Annotated in this window: 17 protein-coding genes; 4 read left to right on the top strand and 13 right to left on the bottom strand. The window is 71.1% G+C overall.

The annotated features are described in order from the left end of the window. Positions 1–3: 3 nt before the first annotated feature. From ccmA to ABT294_RS23145, 4 genes are read right to left on the bottom strand one after another with little or no spacing between them, the layout of a single operon-like run. Entirely contained in the window at positions 4–633 is a 630-nt protein-coding gene (ccmA, locus tag ABT294_RS23130) for a heme ABC exporter ATP-binding protein CcmA (protein WP_350808305.1), read from the bottom strand. 44 nt (positions 634–677) lie between these two features. Continuing rightward, positions 678–1,037: a nuclear transport factor 2 family protein gene (locus ABT294_RS23135; protein ID WP_350808306.1), complete on the bottom strand. Its 360-nt coding sequence runs from the start codon at positions 1,035–1,037 to the stop codon at positions 678–680. Then, the gene (locus ABT294_RS23140; RefSeq protein WP_350808307.1) at positions 1,034–1,585 is read right to left on the bottom strand and encodes a MarR family winged helix-turn-helix transcriptional regulator; all 552 of its coding nucleotides are present in this window, start codon (positions 1,583–1,585) and stop codon (positions 1,034–1,036) included. Before ABT294_RS23140 ends, ABT294_RS23135 begins: the two co-directional genes overlap by 4 nt. Before the next feature lie 20 nt (positions 1,586–1,605). After that, the gene (locus tag ABT294_RS23145) at positions 1,606–2,202 is read right to left on the bottom strand and encodes a helix-turn-helix domain-containing protein (protein WP_350808308.1); all 597 of its coding nucleotides are present in this window, start codon (positions 2,200–2,202) and stop codon (positions 1,606–1,608) included. Between the two features lie 37 nt (positions 2,203–2,239). Here ABT294_RS23145 and ABT294_RS23150 point away from each other — a divergent pair, with 37 nt between their 5' ends. Next, positions 2,240–3,424 carry an MFS transporter gene (locus ABT294_RS23150; RefSeq protein ID WP_350808309.1) on the top strand — a complete coding sequence of 395 codons (1,185 nt, stop codon included), beginning with the start codon at positions 2,240–2,242 and terminating at the stop codon, positions 3,422–3,424. Here ABT294_RS23150 and ABT294_RS23155 read toward each other — a convergent pair. Genes ABT294_RS23155 through ABT294_RS23165 form a run of 3 tightly spaced genes read right to left on the bottom strand, consistent with a single transcriptional unit; the run spans position 3,421 to position 5,165 of the window. After that, on the bottom strand, positions 3,421–4,506 hold the full coding sequence (locus ABT294_RS23155) for a Zn-dependent alcohol dehydrogenase (protein ID WP_350808310.1): 1,086 nt from the start codon (positions 4,504–4,506) through the stop codon (positions 3,421–3,423). The genes ABT294_RS23150 and ABT294_RS23155 overlap by 4 nt on opposite strands. 12 nt (positions 4,507–4,518) lie before the next feature. Beyond that, a complete protein-coding gene (locus ABT294_RS23160) occupies positions 4,519–4,716 on the bottom strand; it encodes a ferredoxin (protein ID WP_350808311.1) in 198 nt (65 codons plus the stop codon). Next, entirely contained in the window at positions 4,713–5,165 is a 453-nt protein-coding gene (locus tag ABT294_RS23165; protein ID WP_350808312.1) for a pyridoxamine 5'-phosphate oxidase family protein, read from the bottom strand. Before ABT294_RS23165 ends, ABT294_RS23160 begins: the two co-directional genes overlap by 4 nt. Before the next feature lie 85 nt (positions 5,166–5,250). Here ABT294_RS23165 and ABT294_RS23170 point away from each other — a divergent pair, with 85 nt between their 5' ends. After that, on the top strand, positions 5,251–5,880 hold the full coding sequence (locus ABT294_RS23170) for a class I SAM-dependent methyltransferase (protein ID WP_350808477.1): 630 nt from the start codon (positions 5,251–5,253) through the stop codon (positions 5,878–5,880). Positions 5,881–5,887: 7 nt separating this feature from the next. On the opposite strand, the gene ABT294_RS23175 is transcribed toward ABT294_RS23170, so the two are convergent. From ABT294_RS23175 to ABT294_RS23190, 4 genes are all read right to left on the bottom strand, one after another. Next, the gene (locus ABT294_RS23175) at positions 5,888–6,928 is read right to left on the bottom strand and encodes a DUF1702 family protein (protein WP_350808313.1); all 1,041 of its coding nucleotides are present in this window, start codon (positions 6,926–6,928) and stop codon (positions 5,888–5,890) included. A gap of 70 nt (positions 6,929–6,998) precedes the next feature. Continuing rightward, entirely contained in the window at positions 6,999–8,039 is a 1,041-nt protein-coding gene (locus ABT294_RS23180; protein ID WP_350808314.1) for a prenyltransferase, read from the bottom strand. Further along, entirely contained in the window at positions 8,036–8,752 is a 717-nt protein-coding gene (locus ABT294_RS23185) for a class I SAM-dependent methyltransferase (protein ID WP_350808315.1), read from the bottom strand. The genes ABT294_RS23180 and ABT294_RS23185 overlap by 4 nt, the downstream gene beginning before the upstream one ends. Positions 8,753–8,818: 66 nt before the next feature. After that, complete coding sequence (locus tag ABT294_RS23190; RefSeq protein WP_350808316.1) at positions 8,819–10,063, bottom strand: glycosyltransferase family 4 protein; 1,245 nt, start codon at positions 10,061–10,063, stop codon at positions 8,819–8,821. A gap of 250 nt (positions 10,064–10,313) precedes the next feature. On the opposite strand from ABT294_RS23190, the gene ABT294_RS23195 reads away from it, so the two are divergent. After that, positions 10,314–11,342, top strand: coding sequence for a GDP-mannose 4,6-dehydratase (locus ABT294_RS23195; RefSeq protein ID WP_350808317.1), 1,029 nt, complete (start codon positions 10,314–10,316; stop codon positions 11,340–11,342). 188 nt (positions 11,343–11,530) lie between these two features. Here the strand turns inward: ABT294_RS23195 and ABT294_RS23200 are convergent, their stop codons facing one another. Together ABT294_RS23200 and ABT294_RS23205 are read right to left on the bottom strand one after the other, a co-directional pair. Next, positions 11,531–12,331 (bottom strand): type IV toxin-antitoxin system AbiEi family antitoxin, encoded by an 801-nt coding sequence (locus tag ABT294_RS23200; RefSeq protein ID WP_350808318.1) that lies wholly within the window; start codon positions 12,329–12,331, stop codon positions 11,531–11,533. Positions 12,332–12,481: 150 nt separating this feature from the next. After that, entirely contained in the window at positions 12,482–13,336 is an 855-nt protein-coding gene (locus ABT294_RS23205) for an LLM class flavin-dependent oxidoreductase (RefSeq protein WP_350808319.1), read from the bottom strand. 73 nt (positions 13,337–13,409) lie between these two features. Between ABT294_RS23205 and ABT294_RS23210 the strand changes: the two genes are divergently transcribed. After that, on the top strand, positions 13,410–13,865 hold the full coding sequence (locus tag ABT294_RS23210; RefSeq protein WP_350808320.1) for a MarR family winged helix-turn-helix transcriptional regulator: 456 nt from the start codon (positions 13,410–13,412) through the stop codon (positions 13,863–13,865). The last annotated feature ends 42 nt before the right edge of the window (positions 13,866–13,907 follow it).

Consider the following 13,907-nt stretch of genomic DNA (forward strand, 5'->3'; position numbering starts at 1 on the left):
GAATCACGCGGCGACCCGCCCGTCCGTCGGTGATACCTGGCGTGCGCGGCCGGCCAGGTCCGGGTCGTGGGTGGCCATGACCACGGTGCCGCCCTCGTCCGTGTACGCGGTGAGCAGCGTTCCCAGGCGCTCGCGGAACCCGGCGTCCAGGCCGCGCTCGGGCTCGTCCAGAAGCAGCAGGCGGCTGGGCCTGAGGAGCGCGGCGGCGAGCGACAACCGCTGGCGCTGCCCCGTGGACAGGTTCAGCGGAGGCGCGTCGGCGCGTTCCCGCAGCGCGAACAGGTCGAGCGCCGCCTCGACGGTCATGCGCGGCTCGCCGTGCACGGCCCGCATCAGCTCCAGGTGCTCGCCGGCGGTCAGCCCGGGATACCAGGCGGGCTCGTCGCCGAGCAGCGCGACGCGCCGCCAGAACGCGGCGTCGTCGGCTGGGGCGGCGCCGAACACACTGACGGTGCCGCTCGTGGGCGGCTGCAACCCCGCCAGGCAGCGGAGCAACGTCGACTTGCCGGACCCGTTGGGCCCCACCACAGCCACCAGCTCGGACGGAGCCACGCTGAGCTCCAGCCCCCTCAGTACGGGATTGCCGCCCAGCTCGACCGAGAGGTCATGGACGGTGATGATCGTTTCGCGCACCGTTCGAGCCTAGCCAGCTCCATGGTCACTCACGCAGGTGCGGGTCAGCGGATCTCGCCGGACATGGGCAGCCAGGGGGCGGCGTCGAAGATGAGCAGGATCGAGGTGATCTTGCCGCCCTCCAGGCGGAAGTGCTCGGCGGTGCGCTGGGTGCCCGCGGGCGTGGCGGTGTGGACGTCGTAGACGAGGGTGGCCTCGGAGTCGCCGTACAGCTCGCTGATCAGGTCCACCCCGGTGACCACCTGGACGAACCCCGGCAGGCCCGCGAGGTGTCCGGCGGGATCGGTCGAGGTGATGAACGGGCTCCGGAAGCTGAACGGCTCCGCCAACTGCTGGGCGGCGGCGGCCACGTCTCCGCGGAAGCGCGCCTCGTGGTACGCGCGGACGGTCTCTCGGGTGGTCATCGGCCTTCTCCTTGGAGGTGCTGGGCAAGCTGCTGCTGGTTGTCGGCGAGGCGCAGGCACAGGTGCCTGAACCGCGTCAGCTCGGACGGCGTGAACCCGCGGAACATCGCGGCCATGGCCAGCTGCGTCGGCCGCCGGAAGGACTCCAGCCAGGTCCGTCCGTCGGGGGTGATCTGGGCGAGCACGGAGCGGCGGTCGTGCCGGTCGGGGACGCGGCGCACCAGCCCGTCGCGTTCGAGCGTGTCGACCAGGCCGGTCACGTTCCGCGAGCTGACCCCGGCCGCTTGGGCCAGGTCGCCGATGCTGACGCCGTCCTCGGGGGCGGCGCTGAGACGGATCAGGATGTCGAGCGCGCCCGAACTGAGGCCGCGCCCCTCGCTGCCGTGCGAGCGCATCCGCTCGACGGCGTGGAAGGCGGTCCGGACGGCCGCCGCCACCTCCAGGGCGAGGGTGTCGCCGTCGCCGAGGAACGCCGTCATGGCGCTCCGCACGTGGGGGTCGAAGAGGTGGCCGTCGGGGTCGGAGTCGAATTTATGTACGTCCTTCATAATGAAGGAACACTACACTGCTACTCCGGCTGGGGGGAGAAGCGCGGGTCCTGGTTCCCGGAGTAGACGACGGTCATGGTGAGGAGGGCGGGTGTGTCGCCGGGGTTGCGGTAGGCGTGGGGACGGTCGCCACGCATCCTGAGCGCGTCGCCGGGCCCCAGGTCGAAGGCGGCACCGCCGACCGTGACCGTGAGGACCCCCTCCCTCAGGTGCAGCAGTTCGCGGGTGCCCTGCGGGTGGCCCGCGGAGCGGATCTCGTCGCCTGGGGCGACCAGGAAGTCCCACAGCTCGACGAAGGGCGCCTGGCCGTCGTTGATCAGAAGTCGCGCCTGGCCGGCCTGACCCGCACGGCGGATCGGCGACTGGGCGGCGCGCGCGACCCGTCCGAGCTCCTCCGGGGGTTCGACGAGCCGGCCGATCGGGATGCCGAGGGTGGCGCAGATCCTGGCCAGGGTCGCGATGCTCGGGTTGGTCCGGCCCGTCTCGATCTGCTGGAGCATCCCCCTGCTGACGCCCGACCTGGACGCCAGGTCCTCCAGTCGCCAGCCCCTCTCCTGGCGGGCGGCACGCAGGTTGGCGGCGAGCGTCTCGCCCACGGCCTCGGCTGGATCGGTCATTGCCCACGTCCTCCCTTGGAGGCAGAATATTAGGTTTGTGACGCAATATAGTGTACTCAGGCTGCTCGCCGCCGGATTCGTCGACTATCTGGGGGCGGGGCTGTTCCTGGCGTTCTCGGCCGTCTACTTCACCCAGTCCGTGGGGCTGACGGCGGGGCAGGTCGGCCTCGGGCTCGGCGTGGCCGGATGCCTGGCTCTGGTGCTCGCCACGCCGCTGGGCAGGGTGGCCGACAGGGTCGGCGTCCGCCGGACGCTGGTCGTGCTGCACCTGGTCAGGGCGGTCGGCACCGCGTCCTACGTGATGGTGGGGGAGTGGTGGGGGTTCCTGGCCGCCGTGACAGCCGTCACCGTGGCCGACCAGGCGATCGCCGCGCTCACCCAGGCGTTCGTCGCGGAGCTGGCCGACGGCGAGCGGCGCGGCAAAGTGCTGGCCGCCTACCGGACGATCGCCAACCTGGGGATCAGCGTCGGCGGCCCGCTGGGTGGGCTGATCACGGCGCAGGACGGCGCGTTCCAGCTCGTGCTGCTGGCCAACGCGGGTGCGTACGTCCTGGTCGCGCTCGTGCTCGCGACCATCCCCCAGCCACCGGTGAGACGGGAGCGCGCGGCACGCGGCACCGCGGCGGTCCGGGACCGCCGACTGCTGGCGCTGGCCTCGCTCGACACCGTCTTACAACTGTGGCTGCCGGTGCTGAATCTGGGCTTCCCGCTCTGGCTCGCCGGCGGCGGGCACATCCCCCGAGCCTGGATCGGGCCGCTGTACGCGGTGGACACCGTCCTCTGCGTGCTCCTGCAACTGCCCGCCGCCAGGCTCGTCGGCACGGTGGCCGCCGCCCGCCGCGGCCAGGTGGCGGGCGGCGTCCTGCTGTCAGTGTCCTGCCTGGTGTTCTGGGCCGCGCCGTACGCCGCGCAAGCGGCCGTGGCCCTGTTCACGCTCGCCGTCGTCCTGCTGGCGCTCGGCGAGCTTCTCACCGTGCCGGCGGCCTGGACGTTGTCGTACGCCATCGCTCCGGACGACCGCCGCGCCGAGTACCTCGCCGCGTTCGGCATGGGCCGCTCGTTCGGACGTTACGTGCTCGGCCCGGTCCTGGTCACCGCGCTGCTGCAGAGCGCGGGCGGGCTGGCCTGGGCGGTGCTCGCCGCGCTCTTCGCGCTCGCGGCCGCCGCGACGCCCCTGGCCGCCCGGCACGTCGCCACGGCGTCCGAGCAGGTGAGGTCCTAGTCCATGAGGACGATCTGGCGGAGGACCTCGCCGCCCTTGAGAGCCGCCACCGCGTCGTTGAGGTCGGCCAGCCTGATTCTGGCGCTGATCAACGACTCCAGGTCCAGCTTGCCCGCCTTGTAGAGGTTGGCGAAGTACGGGAAGTCGTGCCGCACGTCCGCTTCCCCGTACAGGCTGGAGAGCAGGTTCTTGCCCTCGAACAGCAGATTGAACGCCGAGATCGAGACCATGTCGTCCACGGCGCCCGCGCCCACCACGACCACGTCGCCGCCCGCGCGGGTGATCTGCCAGGCGCTCTGGATGGTGGCGGCCTTGCCGACCACTTCGAAGCCGTAGTCGAAGCCCTGGCCGCCGGTGAGCTCGTTGAGCGCGTCCGGGACCTGCTCGGGGGTGACGGCGTGGGTCGCGCCGACCTTCCTGGCCAGGTCGTGCTTGGACTCCAGCGGGTCGATCGCGAGGATCGTCCTGGCGCCGGAGACGCGCGCGCCCTGGATGACGGAGAGCCCCACGCCGCCGCAGCCGATCACCGCGACCGTCGACCCGGGACGGACGCGGGCGGTGTTGATCGCCGCGCCGACGCCGGTCGTGATGCCGCAGCCGATCAGCGCGGCGGCCTCCCACGGCACGTCCGGGTCGATCCTGATCGCGCCCTGCCAGGGGACGATGATCTCCTCGGCCCAGGTGCCGCAGCCGGCCATGCCGAACGCCGTGTTGTCGCCGCCGTAGCGGAAGTTCCCCTTGGTGAACGCCTCGATGACGTACTTCATGCACAGGAACGGCTGCCCGCCGAGGCACAGGTCGCACTCCTGGCAGGACGGACGCCAGCTGATCACCACATGGTCGCCCGGCTTGACCGAGGTGACGTGCTCGCCCACCTCGACCACCTCGCCCGCGCCCTCGTGGCCCGGGACGAGCGGCACGGGTTGCGGCAGCACACCGGACATGGCCGACAGGTCCGAGTGGCAGACGCCCGTGGCCCTGATCCGCACCCGGACGTCGGTGGGCCCGACGGGGGCCAGGGTGACGTCGTCGCGGATGTCGAGCTTGTCATCGCCTACGGCGTGCAGAAGCGCGGCGCGCATGGGGGGTTCCTCCTACGACGGTTCTTCGAGGGAGAGGGCGGCTTTGGGGCAGGACCTGACGGCGTGGCGCACGCGGTCCATCAGCTCCGGCGGCGGTTCCGGCAGCAGGATGTGGAGCTGGTCGTCGTCGTCCACATCGAACACCTCGGGTGCGAGCCCCATGCACACGGCGTTGGCCTCGCACACCATTTCATCGACTTTGATCCTCATGTGAGCCTCCTGTGATCCCATGAGACCACTTTGGTGCGCTCGACGACGTACGCGACCCGCTTCCGCCCGGTGTGTTCGACGTAGGGACGCAGCAGCTCGTCGGCCACGCCGGGGGTGGTCCTGCGGGCGACCTCCATGCCGATGGCCAGGACGTGCTCGGGGTCGTCGACCCGCTCGGCCTTGCCGTACAGCAGGACGCCGCGCAGCTCGGCGTACTCCTCTCCGGCCTCGACCAGGCAGCTCACCCGTGGATCGCGCTCCAGGTTTCGCGTCTTCTGCGCCTTGCCGTAGGTCCAGAAGGCGATACGCCCCTCGTCGAGCCCGTAGAACATGGTCACCAGGTGCGGTGTGCCGTCGGGGTTGATGGTGGCGAGCTGGAGTTTGCGCGCCGCCTCGAGGAAGGCGGTGACGTCGTCGTCGGACATCGCGATGCGAGCGCGCTGATTCACGCTGCCAAGTAGAACAGGTTACAGAATGCCCGGCAAGAGGTCGCCGGAATGTTGTTCGGTTCGACTAGGGTGCTGCGCTATGACGATGCCGCCCGAGCTGCTGTACGCAGCGGAGCACGCCAAGGGATTCATGCCGACGAAGGAGGGGCTGGCCCTGTTCGAGGCCGCCTGCCAGTACGGCAAGCTCGGCCCGATCTGCGAGATCGGCACCTACTGCGGCAAGTCCGCCGTCTATCTCGGCGCGGCGGCGAGGCAGGCCGGATCCGTGGTCGTCACCGTCGACCACCACCGCGGCTCCGAGGAGATCCAGCCGGGCTGGGCCCACCACGATCCGACGCTGGTCGATCCCCGCTTCGGCAAGATGGACTCGCTGCCGACGTTCCGCTGCACGATCGCCGCCGCCGGGCTGGAGGACGAGGTGATCGCCGTCGTCGGCAGGTCCGAGCAGGTGGCCAGGCTCTGGCGCAGCCCGCTGGCCATGCTGTTCATCGACGGCGGCCACTCCCAGGAGCCGGTGACCCGCGACTACGAGGGCTGGGCGCCGCACGTCATGCCGGGCGGCGCGCTGGTCTTCCACGACATCTACCCCGACCCGGCCGACGGCGGCCAGGCGCCCTACCGCGTCTACCTGCGCGCCCTGGAGTCGGGCGCGTTCGCCGAGGTCTCGGCCGAGGGCTCGCTGCGCGTGCTGGAGCGGGTGGCTCCGGGCATCTGAGAGACGGTCAGTCCGGGTGGCGGCGCTTCCAGGCCCGGCGGGTGTGCGCCTGCCAGGCCAGGAACTCGTCATGGGTGTACGGGTCGCTGTCGAGGACGCTCAGCGCTCCGGCCACCCACGCGCCCGCGTCCTCCGCCGCCGTCCCCGCCAGGATCGGGACGGCCAGCTCCACGTGTTCCGGCAGCCTCTCGCCCAGCGTCATGGACGCGGCCGCGAACGCGCACCCCTGCGCCAGGTGCGGCCGGAACCCGTCGGCCCCCGCATGCTCGGCGAGCCGCCACAGCCAGTCCGCCCCCGCGCCGCCGACGTACGTCGCCGCGAACCCGAGGCCGATCCACAGGTCGCCCCGCCTGCTCGCCGGGTAGCCGGCGACCGTGATCGCCAGGTCGTCGGGTGAGGCGCAGTCGTGGTACCAGAGCAGACGTCCCAGACCCTGGTCGAACAGCGCGCAGTGGGCCCTGGTGGGCAGGTCGGGCAGGGACCTCTCGCCCACCAGCCGGTCGGTCTGCGTCAGCCCGAGCTGGAACCCGAACCCGTCCATGGCCAGCCAGCGCAACAGCGGGTGCCCGCCCCTCACGCCCCGCAGCGGACGCACGCGCAGCAGCGCGTAGCCGCGGCCCGCGCCGAGGTGGGCGGCCTGCTGGAAATGCAGGGCGGGGCCGTCCAGGAGCGCGCGAAGGCGTCGGCCCCGGGCCAGGGTGAGCAGGTCGAGGGCGGCGCACGCGGCCGCCGCGCCTTCGTAGGCGAAGCCTCGCCGCTCCAGAGAGATGTCATCGATCTTCGGGACGTCCCTGGAGAGAACGGCGTTGAAGCCGAAGACGTAGGTCTTTTCGGCCTCTTCCAGGACGTGGCGTGAAGCGCCCTGCCTGAACCGCCGCCTGCCCAGATCGGACGCGTGCTCGTCCATCACCAGAAACCGCCGCAGGCCACGGACCGGGGGCGGTGTCGCCTGGGTCCCGACCTGGTCAAAGAGCAAGGTTGTGCCCGTGTCGCCCACGCTTCCCCCGAAGACGCCTCGTACGGCCACTCCCGAAGCTAGTAACCCCATTGCGGCCTTCGGCGACGCCGCTCCGGATTTCCCGGCAAAGAACCCGCAAAAGCGCTTGCGTCGTACGAGATCAGAAGACGGCGGGGGCGCAGCCGCAGGGGTGAGGGTCGGCAGGGGAGATGGAGTCCGCGGCGACGTCCCGGAAGAGGGAGGAGCCGGCGGAGAGCCCCAGCAGCGCGTCGGCGGCGAGCACCACGGCCGCCGCCGTGTACGCGGAGCGCTCGTGTGGGAAGTGCTTGCCGTTGGCGAACTGCCAGCCCGTCCAGTACGAGCCGTCGTCGTGGCGCAGGTGCTGCACGTCGGTGAAGAGCCGTGCCGCGCGCTCGCGGTCGCCCAGCGCGTCCAGCGTCAGCACCAGCTCGCACGTCTCCGCGCCCGTCACCCACGGCTGGTCCGAGACGCACCGGATGCCCAGCCCCGGCACCACGAACGTGGACCACTCGCGATCCAGCAGCTCGAACGCCCGTGGCCCACGCACGGCCCCGCCCAGCACCGGGTAGTACCAGTCCATCGAGAAGCGGCTCTTGTCGGCGAACGCCTCGGGATGGGCCGCCAGCGCGTGCGCGAGACGGTCGGCGGCCAGCTCCCAGTGCGGCTGCGGGTCGCCCAGGTGATCGGCGAGCAGCACCCCGCAGCGCAGCCCCTGGTGGATCGACGAGCAGCCGGTGAGCAGCGCGACCGACGAGGCCACGCCGTGCGCGTCGCGCTCCCAGACGACCTCGCCGCGCTCGGCCTGCAGGCCCACCACGTAGTCGAGGGCCGCCTTGACCATCGGCCACCTGCGCTCGGTGAACCCCTCGTCGCCGGTGACGAGCTGGTGGTGCCAGACGCCCGCCGCGACGTAGGCCGCGTGGTTGGACTCGCCGCCCAGCTCGGTGGCCGCGCCGCCGACCAGCTTCATCGGCCAGGACCCGTCGTCACGCTGGTGCCCGGCCAGCCAGTCGTACCCCTTCGCGACCGGTTCGGATAACCCGGCGACGGCCATCGCCATCAGGCACTCCACGTGGTTCCACGCGTCGACGTGCCCCTCCGGCCACGGCACGCCGCCGTCGTCCTGCTGGATCGCCGCGATGCTCAGGGCCGTCCGGGCCACCTCGTCGCGGGAGATCACGCGACGGGCTTCCTGACGTAGAGCACCACGCTCTTGCCGATGATCGGGTTCAGCACCGTCTCCGCCAGCCGGGTGAGCGGCGGGCGCTTCATGATGTCCCAGACCAGCAGCTCGTGGTACGCCTTGGCCAGCGGGTGGTCGTCGTTGTTGACGCCGACCGCGCACTTGATCCACCAGTACGGCGCGTGCAGGCCGTGCGCGTGGTGGTGCGGGCCGATGTCGAAGCCGGTCGCCTTCAGCTTGGCCGACAGCTCGGCCAGCGTGTAGATGCGGACGTGGCCGCCGGGCGCGGTGTGGTAGTCCTCGTCCAGCGCCCAGCAGATCCGCTCGGGCAGGAAGCTCGGGACGGTGATCGCCGCGGTGCCACCCGGCTTCAGCACCCGGAAGAGCTCCCGCATCGCCGCCATGTCGTCGGGGATGTGCTCCAGGACCTCGGCCGCGATCACCCGGTCGAAGCTGTCGTCGTCGAACGGCATGTCCAGCGCCGTGCCCTGGACGGTCTCGCCCGTGGCGCCCAGCGGGACCTCGCCCGCCTTGTCCATCGCCACGAACATGGCCGCCACGTTGTCGAGCTCCGACTGGTCCATGTCGAACGCGACCACGTCCGCCCCTCGGCGCAGCACCTCGAAGGCGTGCCGGCCGCCGCCGCAGCCGAGATCGAGCACGCGCACGCCAGGCCCGACGGGCAGCCGGGCGAAGTCCACGGTCAGCACTTACCGGTCTCCTTGTGATCAGTCAGTACGGCGGGGGGCAGTAGGTCGGCGGGGTCCCGGGAACGGTCACCTCTTCCGGTGGGCGGCCATGGCCTCGCGGTACGCCTCGACGGTCCTCTTGGCGACGACGTGCCAGGTGTAGCGCTCCATGACCCGGTCGTATCCGGCCTTCCCCACCCGTTCGCGCTCCTCCGGCGAGTCGTGCAGCCTGAGCAGCGCCGCCGCCAGCTCCTCGGGGTCGCCGGGCGCCACCTGGACCGCCGCGTCGCCCACGACCTCCGGCAGAGCCCCGGTGCGGCTGGCGATCAGCGGGGTGGCGCAGGCCATGTGCTCGACCGCGGGCAGCGAGAACCCCTCGTACAGCGACGGCACGACCGAGATCTCCGAGGTGGCGATGAGGTCGCCCAGCTCGTCGTCGGAGATGCCGTGCACGAACCTGACCCGGTCCTGCAACGACAGCTCCTGCACGAGCTGCTCGGTCGGCCCGCCCGGGGTCGGCCTGCTGACCACGGTGAGGTTCACGTCGCGCTCGGTGGCCAGCTTGGCCACCGCCCTGAGCAGGGTGGCGACGCCCTTCATCGGCGAGTCGGCGCTGGCGACCGCGACGATCGAGCCCTTGCGCTTCTCGAGGTGCGGGCGCGGGTGGAAGTAGCGGGTGTCGACGCCGAGCGGGATCAGCCGCATGTTCGCCTGCGGGACGTTGAAGTCGCGGTGGATGTCCGCCAGCGACGACTCGCTGACCGTCAGGATCGGGCTCAACCGGGGCGCGACCCGCGCCTGCATCTTCACGAACGCGTACCACCTGCGCATGGTGAGCCTCTTGGCGCCCGTGGCGGCCTCCAGCTCGATGCGCCGGTCGACGCTGATCGGGTGGTGGATGGTGCCGACCACGGGGAACATCCGCTGGATGCCGAGCAGGCCGTACCCGAGGGTCTGGTTGTCCTGGACCACGTCGAAGTCGCCGCGCCGCTTCTTCAGCTCGCGGTGGGCGCGCAGGGTGAACGTCAGCGGCTCGGGGAAGCCGGCCGTCCACATGGTGCCGACCTCCAGCCAGTCGATCCAGTCGCGGTACTCGTCCAGCTTCGGCGTGCGGAACGGGTCCTCGTCGCGGTACAGGTCGAGGCTGGGCACCTCCCGCAGGACGACGCCCTCGTCCAGTTCGGGGTACGGCTGGCCGGAGAACACCTCGACGTGGTGGCCCAGTGCGATCAGCTCGCGGCTCAGGTGGCGGAGGTAGACGCCCTGTCCACCACAGGTCGGCTTGCTGCGGTAGGACAGCAGCGCGATCCGCAGCGAGTCGCTCACGGACACCCCTTTCTCCGCCGGTAGGCCCCCAGATGCGGGCGTGTACCGTGAAAGATGACCTTAGTCCGAAAAGGCTACCATTCGGTAGCTCCATGAGAATTGTTCCTAATAACAGGCATATGCCATGCGAACTGCGACGTTGGCGTGACCGAGCGTGGTTCGGTGGAACGTGTTCTAGGGCCCTGGGTGCTCAGCCTGGGCGCCTGGCTGTACATTCCCGTCCCAGCGGACGCCGTAGCGATAGTTGGAGGACCCGTTGGCCAGGCGCGCTCTGATTACCGGCATCACCGGCCAGGACGGTTCCTACCTGGCGGAGCACCTGCTCGGCCAGGGATACGAGGTCTGGGGGCTGGCACGCGGCCAGGCCAACCCGCGCGTCTCGCGCATGCGCAAACTGCTCTCGGACGTCCAGGTGGTCAGGGGCGACCTGCTCGACCAGGGGTCGCTGATCTCGGCCGTGGAACGCGTTCAGCCTGACGAGGTCTACAACCTGGGCGCGATCTCGTTCGTCCCCATGTCGTGGGAGCAGGCGGAACTCACCGCCGAGGTCACCGGGATGGGCGTGCTGCGCATGCTGGAGGCGATCCGGGTGTGCTCCGGGCTGTCGCGAGGCGGGACGAGCGGCGGCTCCGGAGGGATCCGCTTCTACCAGGCGTCCTCGTCCGAGATGTTCGGCCAGGTCAGCGAGACCCCGCAGACGGAGAGCACCTCCTTCCACCCCCGCTCGCCGTACGGCGTGGCCAAGGCGTACGGGCACTTCCTCACCCAGAACTACCGCGAGTCGTACGGCATGTTCGCGGTGTCGGGCATCCTGTTCAACCACGAGTCGCCGCGCAGGGGCGCCGAGTTCGTCACCCGCAAGGTCTCGCTCGGGGTGGCCCGCATCAAGCTCGGCCTGGCCACCGAGCTCCGCCTGGGGAACCTGGAGGCCAGGCGCGACTGGGGCTTCGCGGGCGACTACGTCCGGGCCATGCATCTGATGCTCCAGTCGTCCACACCTGAGGACTACGTGATCGGCACCGGCCATATGAAGTCGGTCCGCGAACTCGTCGCGGCGGCCTTCACGGCCGCCGGGCTGGACTGGGAGCAGTACGTCGTCTGCGACCAGTCCCTCCACCGCCCGGCGGAAGTGGACCTGCTCTGCGCCGACCCCAAGAAGGCCAGGGTCCAGCTCGGCTGGGAGCCCACGGTGTCGTTCGACGACCTGGTCTCGATGATGGTCGACGCGGACATCCGCCTCCTGTCGGACGGCGGCGACCCCGACCAGGACAGCTCCTGGCCCTAGCCCCTTCCCGTCACCGCGCCCGACGTCCACGGCCCGGCTACCCGGCGCGCTGCTCAGGGTTGCCGTCCGTGCCCTACACCGCCACCCAGAGCCCCACACTGCCGCTGGCAGTCTTGAGGTTCGCTGGGCGCGGCCCAGAGCTCCGTGGCGGGCCGGCCGCGTGATCGGCTGTGGCGGCGTGGGGCCGGTCACCGGGGTTTGCGGCGGGCGGCGCGGATGCGGGAGAGGATGCGGGTCGTGGTGCCGGGGCTCGGTTGCCAGCCGCGTTCGATGAGGGAGTTGGCGACGTGCTCCAGGAGGTTGGCGGTCTGGCCTGGGATGACGTCCTTGCGGACGGCCATTACGCGCCAGCCCTGGTCACGTAGCTGTCGGCGGCGGAGGTCGTCGTGGCGCTGGGCCGTGGGGGAGGAGTGGTGGCCCTGGCCGTCGTACTCGACCGCCAGCTTGTAGAGCTCCCAGCCCAGGTCGAGGTAGGCGGTTCCGGCGGGTGCCAGGGGGACGCGGATCTGCGTGGTGGGCCTGGGCAGGCCGCCGTCGACCAGGACGACGCGTAGCCAGCTCTCCCTGGGGGAGGCGGCGCCGCGGTCGGCCATGCCGAGGGTGTCGCGGACCGGCCAGGGGATCGTGGGGAGCCGCCACAGGGCGTCGAGGTCGACGCCGCGGCGGGCGAACTGGTCGAGCGCCGCCACCGCTTCCACGCGGGGGAGCCAGCGGGCGCAGTCGAGTGCCGTGCGTTCCGGGGTGGTCAGGCGGACGCCCCTGTGGTGCGTGATGTCGTCGGCGGGCAGGGGCGTCACGTTGGTCACGCAGCCGGGGAGCGTGACGTGGCCGGGGGCGATCAGTTCGACCGGCCAGTCGTCCTCGGACGCGCCGAAGCCCAGGGCGTTCAGACCCCAGACGTGCGCCGCCGTCTGACGGCAGACCACGGCTCTGGGGACCGACCGGGTGACGCGCCGGGCGCGTTCGATCAGGGGGAGGGGCTCGTTCACGTCGTCCAGGATGGGCGGACGCCGAGCGACGGTCCGGGCCGAATCGGGTTCTGTGGATGACTCTCCCGCCATCCACAGGCAGCAGTTCGCCGTGCCAGGCGCAGGGGTGGGGCTGGGCGTTGAGGGTTCTAGTGCCTTTGTGGGTGGTTATCAGGGGAGGGTGCGCAGGGTCGGGAGGATCTCTGCTGCCAGGCGGTGGGGCTGGTCGGGGGCGTTCGGGCCCGCGGGGATGAAGTTGAAGGACGTGAAGCCCAGGCGGGTGAAGCCGATCAGGCGGTCGGTCACCTCCGCCGGGGACCCCGCCACCACCGAGGGGTCGCCCGCCCGCCCGCCGATGTCGACGGGGACGTTGTAGACGCAGGTGACCCGCCTGCCCGTTCGCGCCGCCGCGGTCAGGACGCGCTGGCGCAGCTGGACGGCCTGGTCCGGCGGGGCGAAGCCGAGCGAGGGAATCCAGCCGTCGGCCAGTTCACCCGTCGCCTTCAGGGCGCGGTTGCCGTACGTGCCCAGCCAGATGGGGATCGGGGTGTCGGGCTTGGGCTCCAGGTTGGCGGCGTCCGTGGTGTAGCGCGTGCCCTGGTAGGTGAAGTTCCGCTGGGACCAGAGGCCGCGGATGACGCCGATGGCCTCGATCATGCCGTCGACCTTCTCCCGCGGTGTCGGGACGCCGAGGCCGAAGGCGCGGAACTCCTCGTCGGAGTAGCCGCCTCCGAGGCCGAGGATCAGCCGCCCGCCGGAGAGCCTGTGCAGGGTCTCGGCCATCTTGGCGACCATCGCCGGCGGCCGGTACGGGACGCCGAGGACGCGGCTGGCAACGCGGATGTGGGACGTGGCGGCGGCGACCCAGGTCAGCATCGTCCACAGCTCGTACGTCGGCTCGGTGCCGCACGGGTGGTCGGACGCCGACACGAAGTCGAACCCGAGCTCCTCCGCGGCCCTGGCGTCGCCCACCGGGTCGGCCCCTGGAGCGGCCGAGGTGCTGATACCGAGCCCGAACAGTGCCATGATGCCGCCCTTCCCGCGATGTTTACATGTAACCTAAGACCGAGGTTGGTTACACGTCAACTATGCTCGGGGCATGGACGCGCGCTGGCTGGACGACGACGAGTTCCGGGCCTGGATCGGCTACCGCCGGATGCGGCTGCTGCTCGACGCCCAGGTGACCCGCGACCTCCTACGCGACTCGGGGCTGTCGGCTCCCGACTACGACGTGCTGTCGACGCTGTCCGAGACCGAGGGCCATCGCTGGCGGCTCACCAAGCTGGCCGAGCGGATGCTGTGGTCCAAGAGCCGGTTGTCACGGCACATCTCCCGGATGGAGCAGCGCGGCCTGGTCACGCGCGAGGAGTGCGAGTCCGACGCCCGCGGCGCCGTGGTCGTGCTGACCGAGGGCGGCCTGCGGGCGATCCAGGAGGCCGCGCCCGATCACGTCGAGTCGGTGCGCAGGCACTTCATCGACCTGCTGTCGAAGGAGCAGCTCGAGGTCCTGGGCGCGGTCGCGGAGACCGTCCTGGCCCACCTCGGCGAAGAGTGAGGTCCCGGAAGAGTGAGGTCCCGGAAGAGTGAGGTCTCGGAA

Origin of the sequence: Nonomuraea sp. NPDC000554, assembly GCF_040300065.1 — a bacterium.
Lineage (GTDB): Bacteria > Actinomycetota > Actinomycetes > Streptosporangiales > Streptosporangiaceae > Nonomuraea.